16 protein-coding genes are annotated in these 16,652 nt (G+C 66.6%); 9 read left to right on the top strand and 7 right to left on the bottom strand.

Going from position 1 to position 16,652, the window contains the following annotated elements; all coding sequences use genetic code 11:
• The first annotated feature begins 195 nt into the window (after positions 1-195).
• From ACYJSS_RS06930 to ACYJSS_RS06955, 6 genes are all read left to right on the top strand, one after another.
• On the top strand, positions 196-2,541 hold the full coding sequence (locus tag ACYJSS_RS06930; RefSeq protein ID WP_111261724.1) for a TonB-dependent receptor: 2,346 nt from the start codon (positions 196-198) through the stop codon (positions 2,539-2,541).
• Positions 2,542-2,780: 239 nt separating this feature from the next.
• Entirely contained in the window at positions 2,781-3,683 is a 903-nt protein-coding gene (gene cysM, locus ACYJSS_RS06935) for a cysteine synthase CysM (RefSeq protein ID WP_111261723.1), read from the top strand.
• A 183-nt stretch (positions 3,684-3,866) separates the two neighbouring features.
• Positions 3,867-5,222 (top strand): 23S rRNA (uracil(1939)-C(5))-methyltransferase RlmD, encoded by a 1,356-nt coding sequence (gene rlmD / locus ACYJSS_RS06940; protein WP_236204530.1) that lies wholly within the window; start codon positions 3,867-3,869, stop codon positions 5,220-5,222.
• A gap of 83 nt (positions 5,223-5,305) precedes the next feature.
• The gene (gene relA / locus ACYJSS_RS06945) at positions 5,306-7,555 is read left to right on the top strand and encodes a GTP diphosphokinase (RefSeq protein ID WP_111261721.1); all 2,250 of its coding nucleotides are present in this window, start codon (positions 5,306-5,308) and stop codon (positions 7,553-7,555) included.
• Positions 7,556-7,702: 147 nt separating this feature from the next.
• Positions 7,703-8,533 carry a nucleoside triphosphate pyrophosphohydrolase gene (mazG, locus tag ACYJSS_RS06950; RefSeq protein ID WP_236204529.1) on the top strand — a complete coding sequence of 277 codons (831 nt, stop codon included), beginning with the start codon at positions 7,703-7,705 and terminating at the stop codon, positions 8,531-8,533.
• Between the two features lie 20 nt (positions 8,534-8,553).
• On the top strand, positions 8,554-9,093 hold the full coding sequence (locus ACYJSS_RS06955) for a DUF2058 domain-containing protein (protein ID WP_111261719.1): 540 nt from the start codon (positions 8,554-8,556) through the stop codon (positions 9,091-9,093).
• Positions 9,094-9,213: 120 nt separating this feature from the next.
• On the opposite strand, the gene ACYJSS_RS06960 is transcribed toward ACYJSS_RS06955, so the two are convergent.
• From ACYJSS_RS06960 to purM, 4 genes are all read right to left on the bottom strand, one after another.
• Complete coding sequence (locus ACYJSS_RS06960; protein ID WP_111261718.1) at positions 9,214-9,486, bottom strand: Rho-binding antiterminator; 273 nt, start codon at positions 9,484-9,486, stop codon at positions 9,214-9,216.
• Positions 9,487-9,620: 134 nt separating this feature from the next.
• A complete protein-coding gene (locus ACYJSS_RS06965) occupies positions 9,621-10,334 on the bottom strand; it encodes a DUF3108 domain-containing protein (protein WP_111261717.1) in 714 nt (237 codons plus the stop codon).
• Positions 10,335-10,346: 12 nt separating this feature from the next.
• Positions 10,347-10,997: a phosphoribosylglycinamide formyltransferase gene (purN, locus tag ACYJSS_RS06970; protein WP_236204528.1), complete on the bottom strand. Its 651-nt coding sequence runs from the start codon at positions 10,995-10,997 to the stop codon at positions 10,347-10,349.
• Positions 10,997-12,055 (bottom strand): phosphoribosylformylglycinamidine cyclo-ligase, encoded by a 1,059-nt coding sequence (gene purM / locus ACYJSS_RS06975; protein WP_236204527.1) that lies wholly within the window; start codon positions 12,053-12,055, stop codon positions 10,997-10,999. The genes purN and purM overlap by 1 nt, the downstream gene beginning before the upstream one ends.
• A 241-nt stretch (positions 12,056-12,296) precedes the next feature.
• Here purM and ACYJSS_RS06980 point away from each other — a divergent pair, with 241 nt between their 5' ends.
• From ACYJSS_RS06980 to hda, 3 genes are read left to right on the top strand one after another with little or no spacing between them, the layout of a single operon-like run.
• The gene (locus ACYJSS_RS06980) at positions 12,297-13,331 is read left to right on the top strand and encodes a DUF2066 domain-containing protein (RefSeq protein WP_111261714.1); all 1,035 of its coding nucleotides are present in this window, start codon (positions 12,297-12,299) and stop codon (positions 13,329-13,331) included.
• A 44-nt stretch (positions 13,332-13,375) separates the two neighbouring features.
• Complete coding sequence (locus ACYJSS_RS06985) at positions 13,376-14,470, top strand: AI-2E family transporter (RefSeq protein WP_236204526.1); 1,095 nt, start codon at positions 13,376-13,378, stop codon at positions 14,468-14,470.
• Positions 14,467-15,171, top strand: a complete 705-nt coding sequence (gene hda, locus ACYJSS_RS06990; protein WP_111261712.1) for a DnaA regulatory inactivator Hda — start codon at positions 14,467-14,469, stop codon at positions 15,169-15,171. Before ACYJSS_RS06985 ends, hda begins: the two co-directional genes overlap by 4 nt.
• 40 nt (positions 15,172-15,211) lie before the next feature.
• Here the strand turns inward: hda and ACYJSS_RS06995 are convergent, their stop codons facing one another.
• Genes ACYJSS_RS06995 through arsC form a run of 3 tightly spaced genes read right to left on the bottom strand, consistent with a single transcriptional unit; the run spans position 15,212 to position 16,570 of the window.
• Entirely contained in the window at positions 15,212-15,622 is a 411-nt protein-coding gene (locus ACYJSS_RS06995) for a DUF2069 domain-containing protein (RefSeq protein ID WP_236204525.1), read from the bottom strand.
• Positions 15,615-16,220, bottom strand: a complete 606-nt coding sequence (gene wrbA / locus ACYJSS_RS07000) for an NAD(P)H:quinone oxidoreductase (RefSeq protein WP_111261710.1) — start codon at positions 16,218-16,220, stop codon at positions 15,615-15,617. Before wrbA ends, ACYJSS_RS06995 begins: the two co-directional genes overlap by 8 nt.
• On the bottom strand, positions 16,217-16,570 hold the full coding sequence (gene arsC, locus ACYJSS_RS07005) for an arsenate reductase (glutaredoxin) (RefSeq protein ID WP_236204524.1): 354 nt from the start codon (positions 16,568-16,570) through the stop codon (positions 16,217-16,219). The genes wrbA and arsC overlap by 4 nt, the downstream gene beginning before the upstream one ends.
• Positions 16,571-16,652: the final 82 nt, after the last annotated feature.

The raw sequence follows: 16,652 nt of genomic DNA on the forward strand, positions 1-16,652 counted from the left end.
TCCGGATGGAAAAAGGCGCAAATGATAGTGATTTACATTTGTTGCTTGCAAGGGGATTTGCCGGGCCCGCCGACGGCTTGCGCTGACGAATGTAAAGTTTGTAAAAAAGATGCAAATGAGAATATATGGCAATTGATAGTGTAAATGTTTTGAAATAAATTCCGCGACCTCTGAGATCCCTGGGGAGGGAAAACGATGTCGCGTCAGTCACTCGAATCCACCGCTTCTGCCCAGCGCCTGCTGGCATCCGCCATCGGCGTCGCCCTGTCGGCCGCTTCCCTGGCGCCGGTTGCCCATGCCGCGCAAGCGGAGAAGAAGGACAGCGAACAGGACGGCGTGATCTCGCTCGATGCCACCTCGGTGGTCGGTGAGCAGATCGGGAGCGAGGACTACCAGGTCCAGCGCTCCGCTTCGCAGAAGTACACCGCGCCGCTGGTGGACACGCCGCGCTCCGTGACCGTAATTCCGCAGCAGGTGATCAAGGACACCGGCGCGCTGAGCCTGCAGGACGCGCTGCGTACCGTGCCGGGTATCACCATGGGGGCGGGCGAGGGTGGCAACCCTCAGGGCGATCGCCCCTTCATCCGGGGCTTCGACGCCCAGACAGACACCTACCTGGACGGCGTGCGCGACACCGGCGCGCAAACCCGCGAGATCTTCGCCATCGAGTCGGTGGAAGTGAGCAAGGGCCCGAACTCCTCCTTCGGCGGCCGTGGCTCGGCTGGTGGCAGCCTCAACCTGGTGACCAAGAAGGCGCACCTCGGCGACTCCATCGACGGCGGCTTCACCTGGGGCTCCGACCAGACCCAGCGCTACACCGCCGACATCAACCAGCAGTTCCTCGACACCGCCGCGTTCCGCCTCAACCTGATGAGCCACGAGAGCAACGTCGCCGGCCGCGACAAGGTCAACTACGACCGCTGGGGCGTCGCGCCCTCGCTGGCCTTCGGCCTGGGCACCGACACCCGGCTGAACCTCGACTTCTATCACATGGAAAGCAACGACCTGCCGGACTCGGGCATCCCCTACGGTTACTCGGTAGGCACCACCCACACCGCCGCCAGCCCGGACAAGCCGGTCGATGGCGGTGACAGCAGCAACTTCTATGGCCTGACCAATCGCGACTTCCGCAAGACCCGTGCGGACGTCGCGACCATCGCCATCGAGCATGACCTGAACGACTCGCTGACCCTCAAGAACACCCTGCGCCACGGCAACAGCATGCAGGACTACATCCTGACCCAGCCGGACGACAGCCAGGGCAACGTGCGCCAGGGCAACGTCTGGCGCCGCGTCAACAGCCGCGTGGGCAACACCGCCACCACCACCAACCAGACCGACCTGTTCGGCGACTTCCAGCTGGCCGGGTTCAAGAATAGTTTCTCCACCGGCATCGAGCTCTCCCGTGAGAAGTCGGACCGCAGCAGCTACACCGTCAACACCGACACCACGCCGGCCACTCCCGGCAACAGCAGTACCAACTGCACCACCGGCATGATCGGTTCCGGCAGTGGCTACAACTGCACCTCGCTGGGCAATCCCAACCCGGACGATCCCTGGGCCGGCAGCGTCGCGCGCAACTACGCGGGCACCGTGACCACGGGCGACACCCGCGCGATCTATGCCTTCGACAGCATCGAGCTTGACCCGCAGTGGATCCTCAACCTGGGCTTGCGCTACGACAGCTTCGAGACCGACGCCAAGACCAAGGCGGCCTCGGGGGCCACCACCTTCAAAGCGTCCGACACGTCCGAGTTCGTCAACTATCAGGTGGGCCTGGTGTGGAAACCGGCCAGCAACGGCAGCATCTACGCCTCCTACGCCACCTCCGCGACCCCGCCGGGCGCCATGCTCGGCGAAGGTACCGAAGGCAACGCCCTGCCGACGTCCGTGGGCACGCCGACCAGTATCGTCAGCGACCTGGAGCCTGAAGAGACCGTCAACTACGAGCTGGGCACCAAGTGGGACCTGCTCGATGAGCGCCTGTCGCTGACTGCCGCGATCTTCCGCACCGAGAAGGAAAACACCCGCATCCTGGTGAGCAACTACACCTACGAAAACGCCGGCAAGACCCGTGTCGACGGCTTCGAGCTGAGCGCCAGCGGCAAGCTGACCGACAAGTGGCAGGTGTTCGCCGGCTACAGCTACCTGGACAGCGAGCTGGTCGACCCGGGCGCGGTGGGCAACCGTACCGGTGTGGTCACCAGCACCACCAACGCGGCCAAGGGCAACGAGATGCCCAACACGCCGAAGAATAGCTTCAGCCTGTGGACCACCTACCAGGTCCTGCCGCAGCTGACCGTCGGTGGTGGCGCCTTCTACGTGGACGATGTGTTCGGCGACAACAACAATTCCGTGTATGTGCCGTCCTACTGGCGCTACGACGCGATGGTCGCCTACAAGCTGACCAAGAACGTCGACCTGCAGCTGAACGTGCAGAACCTCACCGACGAGACCTACTACGACAAGGCCTATTCCACCCACTTCGCCAACCAGGCAGCGGGCCGTACGGCGCTGCTGAGCACCAACTTCCACTTCTGACCGGCGCGGCCCTGCCGCCTTGCCAGACACCAAGCCCCGGCCGCGAGCGCTGCCGGGGCTTCGTCGTTTCCGCCCACCGGTAGAAGAGGGAGGCGCGCCGCCAAGCGAATCGGCCCTGCAATAGCCGCCGGTTCCATGCATATAGCCTCATGGCATAACGCGACACCTTCCGGCGATATGGCCATCGCCGGTTTGCCGGTATCATGTGCACCCCCTGCGTCTGGATTGCGAACCCCGCCATGACCCTGCAGTACCCAACCATCGCCGACTGCATCGGCAACACTCCGCTGGTGCGCCTGCAGCGCCTGGGCGGAGCCACCAGCAACACCCTCCTGGTCAAGCTCGAAGGCAACAACCCCGCCGGTTCCGTGAAGGACCGCCCGGCCCTGTCGATGATCACCCGCGCCGAACTGCGCGGCGCCATCCAGCCCGGTGACACCCTGATCGAGGCGACCTCGGGCAACACCGGCATCGCACTGGCCATGGCGGCGGCCATCAAGGGCTACAAGATGGTCCTGATCATGCCGGACAACATGAGTGCCGAGCGCAAGGCGGCGATGACCGCCTACGGCGCCGAGCTGATCATCGTCAGCAAGGAAGAGGGCATGGAAGGCGCCCGCGATCTGGCCGAGCGCATGCAGGCCGAAGGCCGTGGCAAGGTGCTGGACCAGTTCGCCAACGGCGACAACCCCGAGGCCCACTACGTCGGCACCGGCCCCGAGATCTGGCGCCAGACCCAGGGCACCATCACCCACTTCATCAGTTCCATGGGCACCACCGGCACCATCATGGGCACCTCGCGCTACCTCAAGGAGCAGAACCCCGCGATCCAGATCGTCGGCCTGCAGCCCCAGGAAGGCTCGGCCATCCCCGGCATCCGTCGCTGGCCCGAGGAATACCTGCCGAAGATCTACCAGGCCGACCGCGTCGATCGCGTCGTCGACATGGCCCAGGTCGAGGCGGAGCAGACCATGCGCCGACTGGCCCGCGAGGAAGGCATCTTCTGCGGCGTCTCCTCCGGCGGCTCGGTGGCGGCCATGCTGCGCCTGTCCCGCGAGGTGGAGAACGCGGTGATGGTAGCGATCATCTGCGATCGCGGCGACCGCTACCTGTCCACCGGCGTGTACGACCCGATCCCGTGAGACTCGTCATTCCCCGTCCCGATGGCTGTGCAGGCCGCTACTCGCTGCGCGCCTATCGCATTCACTTGCACCCCGTGAGCGGCAATGGCCGGGGCATCGTCCTGGGCGCCGCTCCGGCCGTTTCCCGTTATGCGCCGTCGGTTTTGCTGCAGCGCCCCTGGTTCCTGCCCAAGAGTGTGAAAAATGGCCAAGCGTAGTGGCGGCCTGCGGTTCCAGCCCAGTGGCGGTTCGCGCCCGGCGCAGCAGGTGCCGACCGGCAAGAAACAGCGCCTGTCCATCGAGCGCCTGGCCAATGACGGCCGTGGCATCGCCTTCGTCGAAGGGCGTACCTGGTTCGTTTCCGGTGCGCTGGCGGACGAGCAGGTCGAGGCCCGGGTGCTCGGCGCCCGCGCCCAGATCGTCGAAGCCCGCGCGGAGAAGGTGCTGGTGGCCAGCCCGCTGCGGCGTGTCGAGCCCTGTGCCCATGCCGGCCATTGCGGCGGCTGCACCCTGCAGCACCTGCCCCATGCCGAGCAGCTCGCCCTGAAACAGCGCACGCTGGCCGAGCAGTTGTCGCGCGTCGCCGGGCTCGAGCCCCAGGCCTGGGCCGCACCGCTGGTGGGGCCGGAGTTCGCCTACCGTCGCCGTGCTCGCATCGCCGTGCGCTGGGACGCCAAGGCCGCGCGCCTGGACGTCGGCTTCCGCGCCGCTGCCAGCCAGACCATCATCGGCATCGATGACTGCCTCGTGCTGGTACAGCCCTTGCAGTCGATCGTCCGTGCGTTACCGCAACTGCTGCGCAGCCTGGAAAGGCCGCAAGCCCTCGGTCATGTCGAGCTCTTTCACGGCAATGCCTCGTCGCTGCTGCTGCGCCACATCCAGCCATTGGGTGAGGCGGACCTGCAGCGCCTGCGGCATTTCTGCGCCGAACACCAGGCCCAGCTGTGGTTGCACGGTGCGGGCGAACCGCACGCGGACGACCCGGCCATGCGCCTGGGTTACCGTTTGGAACAGTGGGGCCTGGAGCTGGAGTACCGCCCGGGGGATTTCGTCCAGGTCAACGCATCGGTCAACGAGGCGATGGTCGCCCAGGCGCTAGACTGGTTGGCACCGCAGGCGTCCGAGCGGGTGCTGGACCTGTTCTGCGGGCTCGGCAATTTCGCCCTGCCGCTGGCGCGCCTGGTGCGCGAGGTGGTGGCGGTGGAGGGTGTGGATGCCATGGTCGAACGCGCCCGTGGCAATGCTGTAATCAACGGCCTGGAGAATGCGCACTTTTTCCAGGCCGACTTGTCGAAGCCGCTGGCCGAGGCCCGGTGGGCCCGGCAGGGGTTCGATGCAGTGCTGCTGGACCCGCCGCGCGACGGCGCTTTCGAGGTCGCCCGCCACCTGGGCGGGCTCGGCGCGAAACGCGTGGTGTATGTGTCCTGCAACCCGGCGACGCTGGCACGCGACAGTGCCGAGCTGGTCCGGCAGGGTTATCGGCTCAGGAGAGCCGGCATCCTCGACATGTTTCCGCAGACGGCCCATGTCGAGGCCATGGCGTTATTCGAGGCGGGCTAGGATGCTCGCGTAATCCGACTGGCCCAGAGAGGCTGGCGAACATTCGGCGTGACGGGCGTACGTCGTAGGGAAGGTAAGGCAAGATGGTACAGGTCAGAGCGCAACAGCCGGTCAACACCGACGGCAGTATCAACCTCGAGGCGTGGCTGGACCATGTCCTCAGTCTCGATCCGGTGCTGGACCGCGAGGTGCTGAAACAGGCCTGCGAATTCGCCCGGGACTCCGAGCAGCAGGCCAACGCCGCGCAGAACCTCTGGGCCGAGGGCACCTCCAGTTTCCAGACCGGCCTGGAGATCGCCGAGATCCTCGCCGACCTCAAGCTGGACCAGGAGTCCCTGGTGGCGGCGGTCATCTACCGCGGCGTGCGCGAGGGCAAGATCCAGCTCGCCGACGTCAACCAGCGCTTCGGCCCGGTGGTGGCCAAGCTGATTGAGGGCGTGCTGCGCATGGCCGCGATCAGCGCCAGCCTCAACCCCCGCCATTCCCTGGTGCTGGGCACCCAGGCCCAGGTGGAGAACCTGCGCAAGATGCTGGTGGCCATGGTCGACGACGTGCGTGTCGCGCTGATCAAGCTGGCCGAACGCACCTGCGCCATCCGCGAGGTGAAGAACGCCGACGACGAGAAGCGCCACCGCGTCGCCCGCGAGGTCTTCGACATCTACGCGCCCCTGGCCCATCGCCTGGGCATCGGCCATATCAAGTGGGAGCTGGAGGACCTGTCCTTCCGCTACCTGGAGCCTGACCAGTACAAGCAGATCGCCAAGCTGCTGCATGAGCGCCGCCTGGATCGCGAGCAGTACATCGCCGATGTGATGAACCAGCTGCGCGAGGAACTGGCCGCCACGGGCATCAAGTCCGACATCAGCGGTCGTGCCAAGCACATCTATTCCATCTGGCGGAAGATGCAGCGCAAGGGCCTGCAGTTCAGCCAGATTTACGACGTGCGCGCCGTGCGCGTGCTGGTACCGGAGGTGCGCGACTGCTACACCGCGCTCGGCATCGTGCACACCCTGTGGCGCCACATCCCCAAGGAATTCGACGACTACATCGCCAACCCCAAGGAGAACGGCTACCGCTCCCTGCACACGGCGGTGATCGGCCCGGACGGCAAGGTGCTGGAGGTGCAGATCCGCACCCACGCCATGCACGAGGAGGCCGAGCTCGGCGTCTGCGCCCACTGGCGCTACAAGGGCACCGACGTCAAATCCAGCTCCAACCACTACGAAGAGAAGATCTCCTGGCTGCGCCAGGTGCTGGAGTGGCACGAGGAGCTGGGCGACATCGGCGGGCTGGCCGAGCAGCTGCGGGTGGATATCGAGCCCGACCGCGTCTACGTCTTCACCCCCGATGGCCACGCCATCGACCTGCCCAAGGGCGCGACGCCGCTGGACTTCGCCTACCGCGTGCACACCGAGATCGGCCACAACTGCCGGGGCGCCAAGATCAACGGGCGCATCGTGCCGCTGAACTACAGCCTGCAGACCGGCGAGCAGGTGGAGATCATCACCGGCAAGCAGGGGTCGCCCAGCCGTGACTGGCTCAACCCCAACCTGGGCTACATCACTACCTCACGGGCGCGGGCGAAGATCGTCCACTGGTTCAAGCTGCAGGCGCGCGACCAGAACGTCGCCGCCGGCAAGGCCATGCTCGAGCGCGAGCTGGCCCGCCTGGCGCTGCCGCCGGTGGATTTCGAGAAACTCGCCGAGAAGTGCAACCTGCGTACCGCCGAGGACATGCATGCCGCCCTGGGCGCCGGAGACCTGCGCCTGGCCCATGTGGTCAATTGCGCGCAGCAACTGGTGGAGCCGGAGCGTGGCAGCAGCGAACAGCTGGAGCTGATCCCCCGTCGCGTCGCCGGCCAGCACAAGCCGGGCAAGCGTGGCGACGTGCAGATCCAGGGCGTCGGCAACCTGCTCACGCAGATGGCCGGCTGCTGCCAGCCGCTGCCGGGCGACCCGATCGTCGGCTACATCACCCTCGGTCGCGGCGTCAGCATCCACCGCCAGGATTGCGCCTCGGCGCTGCAGCTGGCCGGTCGCGAGCCGGAGCGGATGATCCAGGTCAGTTGGGGCCCGGTGCCGGTGCAGACCTACCCGGTGGATATCGTCATCAAGGCGTACGACCGTTCCGGCCTGCTGCGCGACGTCTCCCAGGTGCTGCTCAACGAGCGCATCAACGTGCTGGCGGTGAACACCCGCTCGAACAAGGAGGACAACACCGCCTCCATGCTGCTGACCATCGAGATTCCCGGGCTGGATGCGCTGGGGCGTCTGCTGGCGCGTATCTCGCAGCTACCCAATATCATCGAAGCCCGCCGCAATCGCGCTGCCTGAACTACTGCGCTCGATCTGGCGTTGTTGGAACGGGGTCGGAAAATGCTCATTGGCAATAGCCAACTCCGCTTTTCTGGCCCATTCCGCCTAGCCAGTCCTTCGCTCGTGACGTTCAGGTCGTGCCGGGCATAAATCACTGGACCTGCCATGTACCGACTCGACGACCTGCTGCACCTGATGGCCCGGCTGCGTGACCGGCAGTACGGCTGCCCCTGGGACCTGAAGCAGGACTACGCGACCATCGTCCCGCACACCCTCGAGGAAGCCTACGAGGTGGCCGACGCCATCGAGCGTGGCGACTTCGAGCAGTTGCCGGGCGAGCTGGGCGACCTGTTGTTCCAGGTCGTCTACTACAGCCAGCTGGCGCGGGAGGAGGGCCGCTTCGAGTTCGCCACCGTGGTCGATGCCATCACCCGCAAGCTGGTGCGCCGCCACCCTCACGTGTTCCCCGATGGCGACCTGTACGGCGCGCCGGACATGGCGCGCCTGGAAGAGGCCGCCATCAAGCAGCGCTGGGAGGAGATCAAGGCCGAGGAGCGCGCGGAGAAGGCCGCAGCGCCCGAGCAGTTGTCCCTGCTGGATGACGTGCCTGCCGTGCTGCCTGCCCTGAGCCGTGCCGCCAAGCTGCAGAAGCGTGCCGCCCAGGTCGGTTTCGACTGGCCCGAGGCGCTGCCGGTGGTGGACAAGGTGCGCGAGGAACTGGACGAGGTGCTGGAGGCGATGGCCGACAACGACCCTGCTGCCGTGGCCGAGGAGATCGGCGACCTGCTGTTCGTGGTGGTCAACCTGGCGCGCCACCTGAAGGTGGACCCGGAAACCGCCCTGCGCTCGGCCAACGGCAAATTCGAGCGGCGCTTCCGATTCATCGAACAGGCATTGCGCGAAGCGGGTCGTCCCATTGAAGATTGCACCCTGGACGAACTGGATGCCCTGTGGGGCGAAGCCAAGAAACAGGAAAAAGCCGCCCTTGGCTGCTAAGCAGAGAGACTGAATTACCCATGAGCCTTTCCCTCCGTGACCAACTGCTGAAAGCCGGGCTGGTCAATGAAAAGCAGGTCAAGCAGGCCGGCAAGCAACAGCAGAAGCAGCAGCGCCTGGAGAAGAAGAACCAGGTCGAGAAGGACGATTCCCAGCGCCAGGCCGCTCTCAAGGCCCAGGCCGAGAAGGTCGCCCGGGACCAGGAGCTGAACCGCCAGCAGCAGGAGAAGGCCGAGCAGAAGGCCCGGTCGGCGCAGATCAAGCAGCTCATCGAGAGTTCGCGCCTGCCCAAGCTGACCACCGAGGACTACTACAACTTCGTCGACGACAAGAAGGTCAAGCGCATCGCCGTCAACGACATGGTTCGCGACAAGCTCAGCCGTGGCTCCCTGGCCATCGTCCAGCACGGCGGCGGCTACGAGATCATCCCGCGTGACGCGGCGCTGCGTATCCAGGAGCGCGATCCGCGCCGCATCCTGCTGCTCAACACCCCCACCGAGGAAGCGGATGCGGACGATCCCTACGCTGCCTACAAGGTGCCGGACGACCTGATGTGGTGAGTGCGGGACGGGTATGAAGGAAGCCGGGCGATGCCCGGCTTTTTCATGGGCGTCAGGTGAGGTGGGGGCGGGAATGAGTCCGCTTTCCGTAGCCCGGGCTTCAGCCCGGGAGGCGGCCTATCAGCAGATCTGGTTGCCCAGCAGTACCCGACCGAAGCTCGCGCCTTCGGTCAGCGGGGTGATGGCGGCGATGTGGTCCAGGCGCAGGCGCTCGCGACCGCCTTCGCCCTGGACGATGAAGAACTCTTCCTTCGTCGGCGTGGTCTCGGTACTCACCGCACGGGCTTCGAGGCTGGCGCCGTCGTCCAGCTCGATCAGCAACTGGTAGCGGTGCATGCAGGCGATCTCGATGAAGTCGTAGAGCTCGCAGGACAGGGGCAGGTAGTGGCTCATCTCGGTCTCCTCGGGCGGGAGTCTCGATCCAGGGTTCCGATCATCCTATACCCCCGCCAGCACGCTGCCAGCCCACCTTTTTAAGGGCATGAAAAAGCCGGGCATCGGCCCGGCTTCCCGGTGTCGCTTGCGCCTTACTGGGCGCCTTCGACCTTGCGACCATCGACCGTGCCGTCCTTGAGCATGATCTGGTATTCCTTGCCGTCCTTCTCCACCTGGTTCAGGCGCACCAGCAGGTAACCCCAGTCCTTGGCGAACCAGAGCATGGTCTTGCGGTTGCTCTGGGTGGGATCGCGCACGCGTTCGACCTTGATGGCATCGACCGTGCCGGCCTTGGTTTCCACCTTCTCCTCGCCGAGCACGCGGAAGTCGTAGGTCTCGACCTCGTCGCCGTCGATCACCTGGTAGCTCATGCTCTTCTTGCCGGCGGCGACGTCGTGCTGGAGCACCAACTGGTAGGTGGACTTGTCCACCAGGCCACGGTTGAGCGGTACGCGTACCTGATTGCCGCGATCGGTGCCGATCACCTGCTTCTCGCCCCAGTCGAAATCCAGCTCGATCTGCTTGCTCTTGCCCAGTCCGCTGCGGTTGAAGCGGTAGGTCTGGGGCAGGAAGGCATTGTTCTCCAGGCGGAACACGCTCGTTTCGGTGAGGCTGGCCACCAGCATGGAGGCCTCGAAATCCAGCTGCCAGCGGCCATCGTCCAGTTTCTTCAGGCTGCGCCCGGCGGTGCCGCTGATGGGCATCGTCTTCCAGTCGGCGGTGTAGCTGGCCTCGAAGGGCTTCAGCTCGGCCGCCGTGACCGGCAGGGTGAACAGGGCGAGGAGCAACAACAGGGCACGACGCATCGGCAAAATCTCCTAGTTACGCAGTTGCTGCCCGCAGGGGGGCAGCGCTTGGCCATCCAGTAGCGCGCCTTGCTCGCCCAGGCTCAGGCGACCTTCGGCGAACCAGCGCATGGCCAGCGGGTAGATACGGTGTTCCTCGGCATGCACCCGTCTGGCCAGGCTTTCCGGCGTATCGCCAGACTCTACCGGGATTACCGCCTGTACGACCAGAGGGCCTCCGTCGAGTTCCTCGGTGACGAAATGCACGCTGCAGCCGTGCTCCGCATCGCCGGCTTCCAGCGCACGCTGGTGGGTGTGCAGGCCCTTGTGCAGGGGCAGCAGGGACGGGTGGATATTGAGCAGGCGCCCCTGGTAGTGGCGCACGAAGCCGGAGGTGAGGATGCGCATGAAGCCAGCCAGCAGCACCAGGCGTGGCGCATGGGCGTCGATGGCCTCGATTAGCGCCGCATCGAAGGCTTCGCGGCCTGCGTACTGGGTGTGGTCGAGCACCTGGGTGGCGATCCCCGCCTGGCGGGCGCGTTCCAGCCCGTAGGCATCGGCGCGGTTGGATATCACCGCGCGGATGCGTGCCGGGCTGTCGGCGTTGGAGCTGCTGTCGATCAGGGCCTGGAGGTTGCTGCCGGAACCGGAGATCAGCACCACCACATCACAGCGGTCGGACATCAGTGGCTTTTCAGGTTGTTCAGGACGACGCGTTCGCTGCCTTCGGCGCCTGCGGCGATCTGGCCGATGACCCAGGGCTGCTCGCCGGCGGCGCGCAGGGTTTCCAGGGCCACGTCGACCTGCTCGGGGGCGATGCAGATGACCATGCCGACGCCGCAGTTGAGTACGCGGTGCATCTCGCGCTCGTCGACGTTGCCTTTCTCCTGCAGCCAGTCGAACACGGCCGGGCGGGTCCAGCTGGCGACGTCGATCACCGCCTGGGCGCCTTCGGGCAGGACGCGCGGGATGTTCTCGGTCAGGCCGCCGCCGGTGATGTGGGCCATGGCCTTAACCGCGCCGGTGTCCTTGATCAGCTTGAGCAGCGGTTTCACGTAGATGCGGGTCGGCGCCATCAGCAGGTCGGCCAGGGGCTTGCCGTCGAGCTGCACGTTCTCGATGTCGGCACCGCTGACTTCGATGATCTTGCGGATCAGCGAGTAGCCGTTGGAGTGCGGGCCGGAGGAGGGCAGGGCGATCAGGGTGTCACCGGTGGCGACCTTGGAGCCGTCGATGATCTCGGCCTTTTCCACGACGCCGACGCAGAAGCCGGCCAGGTCGTAGTCTTCGCCTTCGTACATGCCGGGCATCTCGGCGGTCTCGCCGCCCACCAGCGAGCAGCCGGCCAGTTCGCAGCCGGCACCGATGCCGGTGACCACGGTGGCGGCCACGTCGACGTTGAGCTTGCCGGTGGCGTAGTAGTCGAGGAAGAACAGCGGCTCGGCGCCACAGACGACCAGGTCGTTCACGCACATGGCGACCAGGTCCTGGCCGATGCTGTCGTGCCTGTTCAGGTTCAGCGCCAGGCGCAGCTTGGTGCCGACGCCGTCGGTGCCGGAGACCAGCACGGGCTGCTTGTAGCCGGCCGGGATTTCGCAGAGGGCGCCGAAGCCACCCAGGCCGCCCATCACTTCAGGGCGCGCGGTGCGCTTGGCCACGCCTTTGATGCGTTCGACCAGGGCTTCGCCCGCGTCGATGTCCACACCAGCGTCCTTGTAGCTCAGGGAGGGTTGCTTGCTCATAAATCCAGGCCTATAGGGGAAATTCGAGGATCGACCGGCACGTCTGGCTGCCGGTTTGCGAAGGCGCGCGATTTTATCAGGCTTGACCCACAGCGGCCATCGGCAGCGGTCGGTGTTGGCGAAAAGCGTTCAAATAAGTGCTCGCCCGGTATCCGGCCCGTTGCCGGTGAGGTTGGGCCTGTTTAAGGTATAGCCCTTCACTCGCGGCCAGCCGCCGTCCAACAGAATGTCGAGAGTCCCAATGCGCCTGATCGCCCGCCTGCTCATGGTCTGCCTGCCGTTGTCCAGCCTGCCGGCCTTCGCCGAAACGGTCGGTGGCCTCTACCAGGTGCGCGAACCTGTCGCCTCGCAGCAGCCGGCCGAGCGTGACCAGGCCCTGAACCGCGCGCTGGAGACCCTGGTCATCCGTCTCGCGGGCGATGCCAAGGCGCTGGATAACCCGGCCCTGGCCGAGGCGCGCAAGAATCCCCAGCAATTGATCAGCCAGTTCGGCTACGAGGGCCAGTCCCTGCTGGTGGACTTCGACCCGGTGACCACCGAGCGCACCCTGCGCCAGGCCGGCGTTCCGCTGTGGGGCGCCAATCGCCCGGCGATCCTCGCCTGGTGGCTGAACCAGGGCAGCGACGGCGCGAGCCTGGTGGGGGATGCCCAGGAGGCGGCCAAGCCGCTGCGTGACGCCGCCCAGCACCGCGGCCTGCCCCTGCGCTTGCCGCTGGCGGATCTCAGCGAACAACTGGTGGCCACGCCCGAGACCCTGGTGGCGACCGACCCCGAGGCGCTGCGCCCGGCCTCCGAGCGTTATTCCGCCGACGCCCTGCTCGCCGTGCTGGCCAGCGAGGCCGATGGCAAGTGGAAGGCCCAGTGGCACCTGTGGCTGGGCGACAACCGCGACCAGGGCAGCGTCGAGGGTGCCGACCAGGCCGCCGTCGCCGATGCCGTGCTGCTCGCCGTGAGCCAGCGCCTGGCGCCGCGCTTCGTCGTGGCGGCGGGTGTCGGCCAGAGCCAGGTCCTGGAAGTGAAGGGCGCCGATCTCGCGCGCTACGCCGAACTGTCCCGCGCGCTGGAGCCTTTCGGCGCCCGCCTGGTGCAGGTCGAGGGCGACCTGCTGCGCTACCAGATCAACGCCAGCAGCGAGCAGCTGCGTGCCCAGCTGGCCCTGAGCGGCCTGCAGGAGTCCGCTCCCGAAGCCGCTCCGGTGGATGCCGGCCAGGCTCCGGCCACCCCGGGGGCGCCGCAGGTGCAGCCGCGCGACCCGGTATTGCGATTCCATTGGTGAGGGCCCGGACGGCCGCTCCCGCAACTCAAGGCTGAGGTTTCTCCATGACCGATTCGCGTCGCTGGCTCTGGCTGGGGGGCGTCCTGCTCCTGTGCTGGCTGCTGTACCTGCTGCACCCGATCCTGTCCCCCTTCCTGATCGGCATGCTCCTGGCGTACCTGGGCGATCCGCTGGTGGATCGCCTCGAGCGCCTGGGCCTGTCGCGCACCTGGGGCGTGGTGGCGGTGTTCACCCTGTTCAGCCTGATCCTCCTCGCCCTGCTGCTGGTGCTGGTGCCCATGCTCGGCCGTCAGCTGGTGCGCCTCTACGAGCTGGCGCCGCAGATGCTCGACTGGTTGCAGAACAGCGCGCTGCCCTGGGTGCAGGCCAAGCTGGGCCTGCCGCAGGGCTTCTGGCGCTTCGACAAGCTCAAGGAAGTGATCAGCGGCCACCTGGGCCAGACCACCGACATGGTGGGCGTGCTGCTGGCCAGCGCCACCGCCTCGGGCCTGGCGCTGGTGGGTTGGGTCGGCAACCTGCTGTTGATCCCGGTGGTCGGCTTCTACCTGCTGCGCGACTGGGACCTGATGGTCGCCAAGCTCCGCGGGCTGCTGCCGCGTGCCCGCGAGGGGCTGGTGGTGAAGCTCGCCGGTGAGTGCCACGAGGTGCTCGGCGCCTTCATCCGTGGCCAGTTGCTGGTGATGCTGGCGCTGGGGACCATCTATGCCGTAGGCCTGATGTCCATCGGGCTCGATCTCGGGCTGCTGATCGGCCTGCTCGCCGGGCTCGCCAGCATCGTCCCCTACATGGGCTTCGTGGTCGGCTTCGGCGCCGCCGTGGCAGCCGCGCTGTTCCAGTACAGCGGCTTCGACCTGTACCCGCTGATCGGCGTCGCGGTGGTGTTCGGCGTCGGCCAGTTGCTCGAGGGCATGCTGCTGACCCCGTTGCTGGTGGGCGATCGCATCGGCCTGCACCCGGTGGCGGTGATCTTCGCCATACTCGCCGGCGGCCAGCTGTTCGGTTTCACCGGCGTGTTGCTGGCGTTGCCGGTTGCCGCCGTGATCATGGTTTTGCTGCGCCATGCGCATGATTTCTATAAACTTTCCCAACTTTACGGAGAGACCGGCAGCGGTTCCGACGAACCCAGCGACTCGGCATGAAACCCATTCAGCTTCCCCTCGGCATCCGCCTGCGTGACGACGCGACCTTTGCCAACTACTACCCCGGCGCCAACGCCGCGGCACTCGGCTATGTCGAGCGCCTCTGCGAGGCCGATGCCGGTTGGACCGAAAGCCTGATCTACCTCTGGGGTGGGGAGGGCGTCGGTCGCAGCCACCTGCAGCAGGCGGCCTGCCTGCGCTTCGAACAGCGGGGCGAGCAGGCGGTCTACCTGCCGCTGGCGGAGCTGGCGCAATACGGGACGGCGATCCTCGACAACCTGGAGCAGTGCGAACTGGTCTGCCTCGATGACCTGGATGCGGTAGCCGGACGCGCGGACTGGGAGGAGGCGCTGTTCCACCTCTTCAACCGCCTGCGTGATTCGGGGCGCAAGCTGCTGCTGGCGGCCAACACCGCACCGCGCGGCTTGCCGGTGAAGCTGCCGGATTTGAAATCACGCCTGACCCTGGCGCTGATCTTCCAGTTGCAGTCACTGTCCGACGAGGACAAGCTGCGCGCCCTGCAACTGCGTGCTTCGCGCCGTGGCCTGCACCTGACCGACGAGGTCGGGCGTTTCATCCTCACCCGCGGGTCGCGCAGCATGAGTGCCCTGTTCGAGTTGCTCGAACGTCTCGATCAGGCCTCCCTGCAGGCCCAGCGCAAGCTCACCATCCCCTTCCTCAAGGAAACCCTGGGCTGGTGAGCCCGGCGCGGCCCTTGGCCGCGCCGTTTCGCATTTCCCTTCAGCTTTCCCCGGCCAGCTTGCGGTTGTACTGGAAGCGCCAGCGCGTGTAGAGCAGCGCGGCGCAGAACAGCAGCAGGCTCAGCCCGCCCATCAGCCAGCCGAACAGCGCGCGGTTCGGGTCGGTGGCCGCCAGCACGCCCTGGATGAAGTACAGGTTGATCACGAAGCAGGCCCAGGCATGCGCGCGTGCGTTGCCGAGGACCATGCCCGGCGCCAGCAGCGCCAGCGGCAGCAGCTCGATGCTCAGTACCACCCAGGGACGGGCGCCGTTGAGTTCGGCGTACACCAGGGTCCAGACCACCAGCAGCAAGGCCAGGCCGAAGAAGGCGATGAGGCTGAGGGCCCGGCTGATGGCCAGGCGCGGGGCGAGCCACTCCAGTTCGGGGAGCACTTTGGGTTTCTTAGCCACGGGGCTTCTCCAGGCGGATCGCCGTCGTGGCCAGGCGTTGGCCCAGGGCGCGGCAAAGGGTGGTTTCGTGTTCGTCGAGGGCGCGCTTGCCGTCGGCACCGGCGTAGTGGCTGGGGCCGTAGGGGGTGCCGCCGCCGCTGGTGGATAGCAGGGCCGGTTCACTGTAGGGCAGGCCGGTGACCAGCATGCCGTGGTGCAGCAGCGGCAGGAGCATGGACAGCAGGGTGGTCTCCTGCCCGCCATGCAGGCTGGCGGTGGAGGTGAAGACGCCGGCCGGCTTGCCGACCAGTTCGCCACTGAGCCAGAGGCTGCTGGTGCCGTCGAGGAAATACTTCATCGGCGCGGCCATGTTGCCGAAGCGCGTCGGGCTGCCGAGCGCGAGGCCGGCGCAGTTCTTCAGGTCGTCGAGGCTGGCGTAGAGCGGGCCGTCGGCGGGGATGTCGCTGGCCACCGCCTCGCATTCGCTGGAGACGGCGGGCACGGTGCGCAGGCGCGCCTCCATACCGCCCAGCTCCACGCCACGGGCGATCTGCCGGGCCATCTGTTCGGTGGCGCCATGGCGGCTGTAGTAGAGAACCAGGATGTAGGGCGTGCTCAAGGCAGGATCTCCAGGACCTTCTCCGGTGGGCGACCGATCACGGCCTTCTCGCCGACCACCAGGATCGGGCGCTCGATCAGCTTGGGGTGGGCGTGCATGGCGGCGACCAGTGCAGCGTCATCGAGGCCGGCGTCGTCCAGGCCGAGGTTCTTGTATTCGTCCTCGCCAGTGCGCAGCAGTTGGCGTGCGCCGATGCCGAGGCGGCGCAGCAGGGTCTCGATCTCGGTGACGCCGGGCGGGGTTTCCAGGTAGCGCACGATATGCGGCGAGTGGCCTCGCGCCTCGAGCAGTTCCAGGGCGCCGCGGGATTTCGAGCAGCGGGGATTGTGATACAGCGTCATTTCGGTCATGGCGGGGGTCGCAAGGCCTTGTGGGAGGCGGCTATTCTAACCGCGTCCGGGCGCAGGCCTGAACCTTGCGTGTCGAGTCGGC

It is taken from the genome of Pseudomonas sp. No.21, assembly GCF_054558415.1.

Coding starts and splice junctions, on each gene's coding strand:
- ACYJSS_RS06930 (WP_111261724.1), top strand. CDS start 196: ATGTCGCGTCAGTCACTCGAATCCACCGCTTCTGCCCAGCGCCTGCTG.
- cysM (WP_111261723.1), top strand. CDS start 2,781: ATGACCCTGCAGTACCCAACCATCGCCGACTGCATCGGCAACACTCCG.
- rlmD (WP_236204530.1), top strand. CDS start 3,867: ATGGCCAAGCGTAGTGGCGGCCTGCGGTTCCAGCCCAGTGGCGGTTCG.
- relA (WP_111261721.1), top strand. CDS start 5,306: ATGGTACAGGTCAGAGCGCAACAGCCGGTCAACACCGACGGCAGTATC.
- mazG (WP_236204529.1), top strand. CDS start 7,703: ATGTACCGACTCGACGACCTGCTGCACCTGATGGCCCGGCTGCGTGAC.
- ACYJSS_RS06955 (WP_111261719.1), top strand. CDS start 8,554: ATGAGCCTTTCCCTCCGTGACCAACTGCTGAAAGCCGGGCTGGTCAAT.
- ACYJSS_RS06960 (WP_111261718.1), bottom strand. CDS start 9,486: ATGAGCCACTACCTGCCCCTGTCCTGCGAGCTCTACGACTTCATCGAG.
- ACYJSS_RS06965 (WP_111261717.1), bottom strand. CDS start 10,334: ATGCGTCGTGCCCTGTTGTTGCTCCTCGCCCTGTTCACCCTGCCGGTC.
- purN (WP_236204528.1), bottom strand. CDS start 10,997: ATGTCCGACCGCTGTGATGTGGTGGTGCTGATCTCCGGTTCCGGCAGC.
- purM (WP_236204527.1), bottom strand. CDS start 12,055: ATGAGCAAGCAACCCTCCCTGAGCTACAAGGACGCTGGTGTGGACATC.
- ACYJSS_RS06980 (WP_111261714.1), top strand. CDS start 12,297: ATGCGCCTGATCGCCCGCCTGCTCATGGTCTGCCTGCCGTTGTCCAGC.
- ACYJSS_RS06985 (WP_236204526.1), top strand. CDS start 13,376: ATGACCGATTCGCGTCGCTGGCTCTGGCTGGGGGGCGTCCTGCTCCTG.
- hda (WP_111261712.1), top strand. CDS start 14,467: ATGAAACCCATTCAGCTTCCCCTCGGCATCCGCCTGCGTGACGACGCG.
- arsC (WP_236204524.1), bottom strand. CDS start 16,570: ATGACCGAAATGACGCTGTATCACAATCCCCGCTGCTCGAAATCCCGC.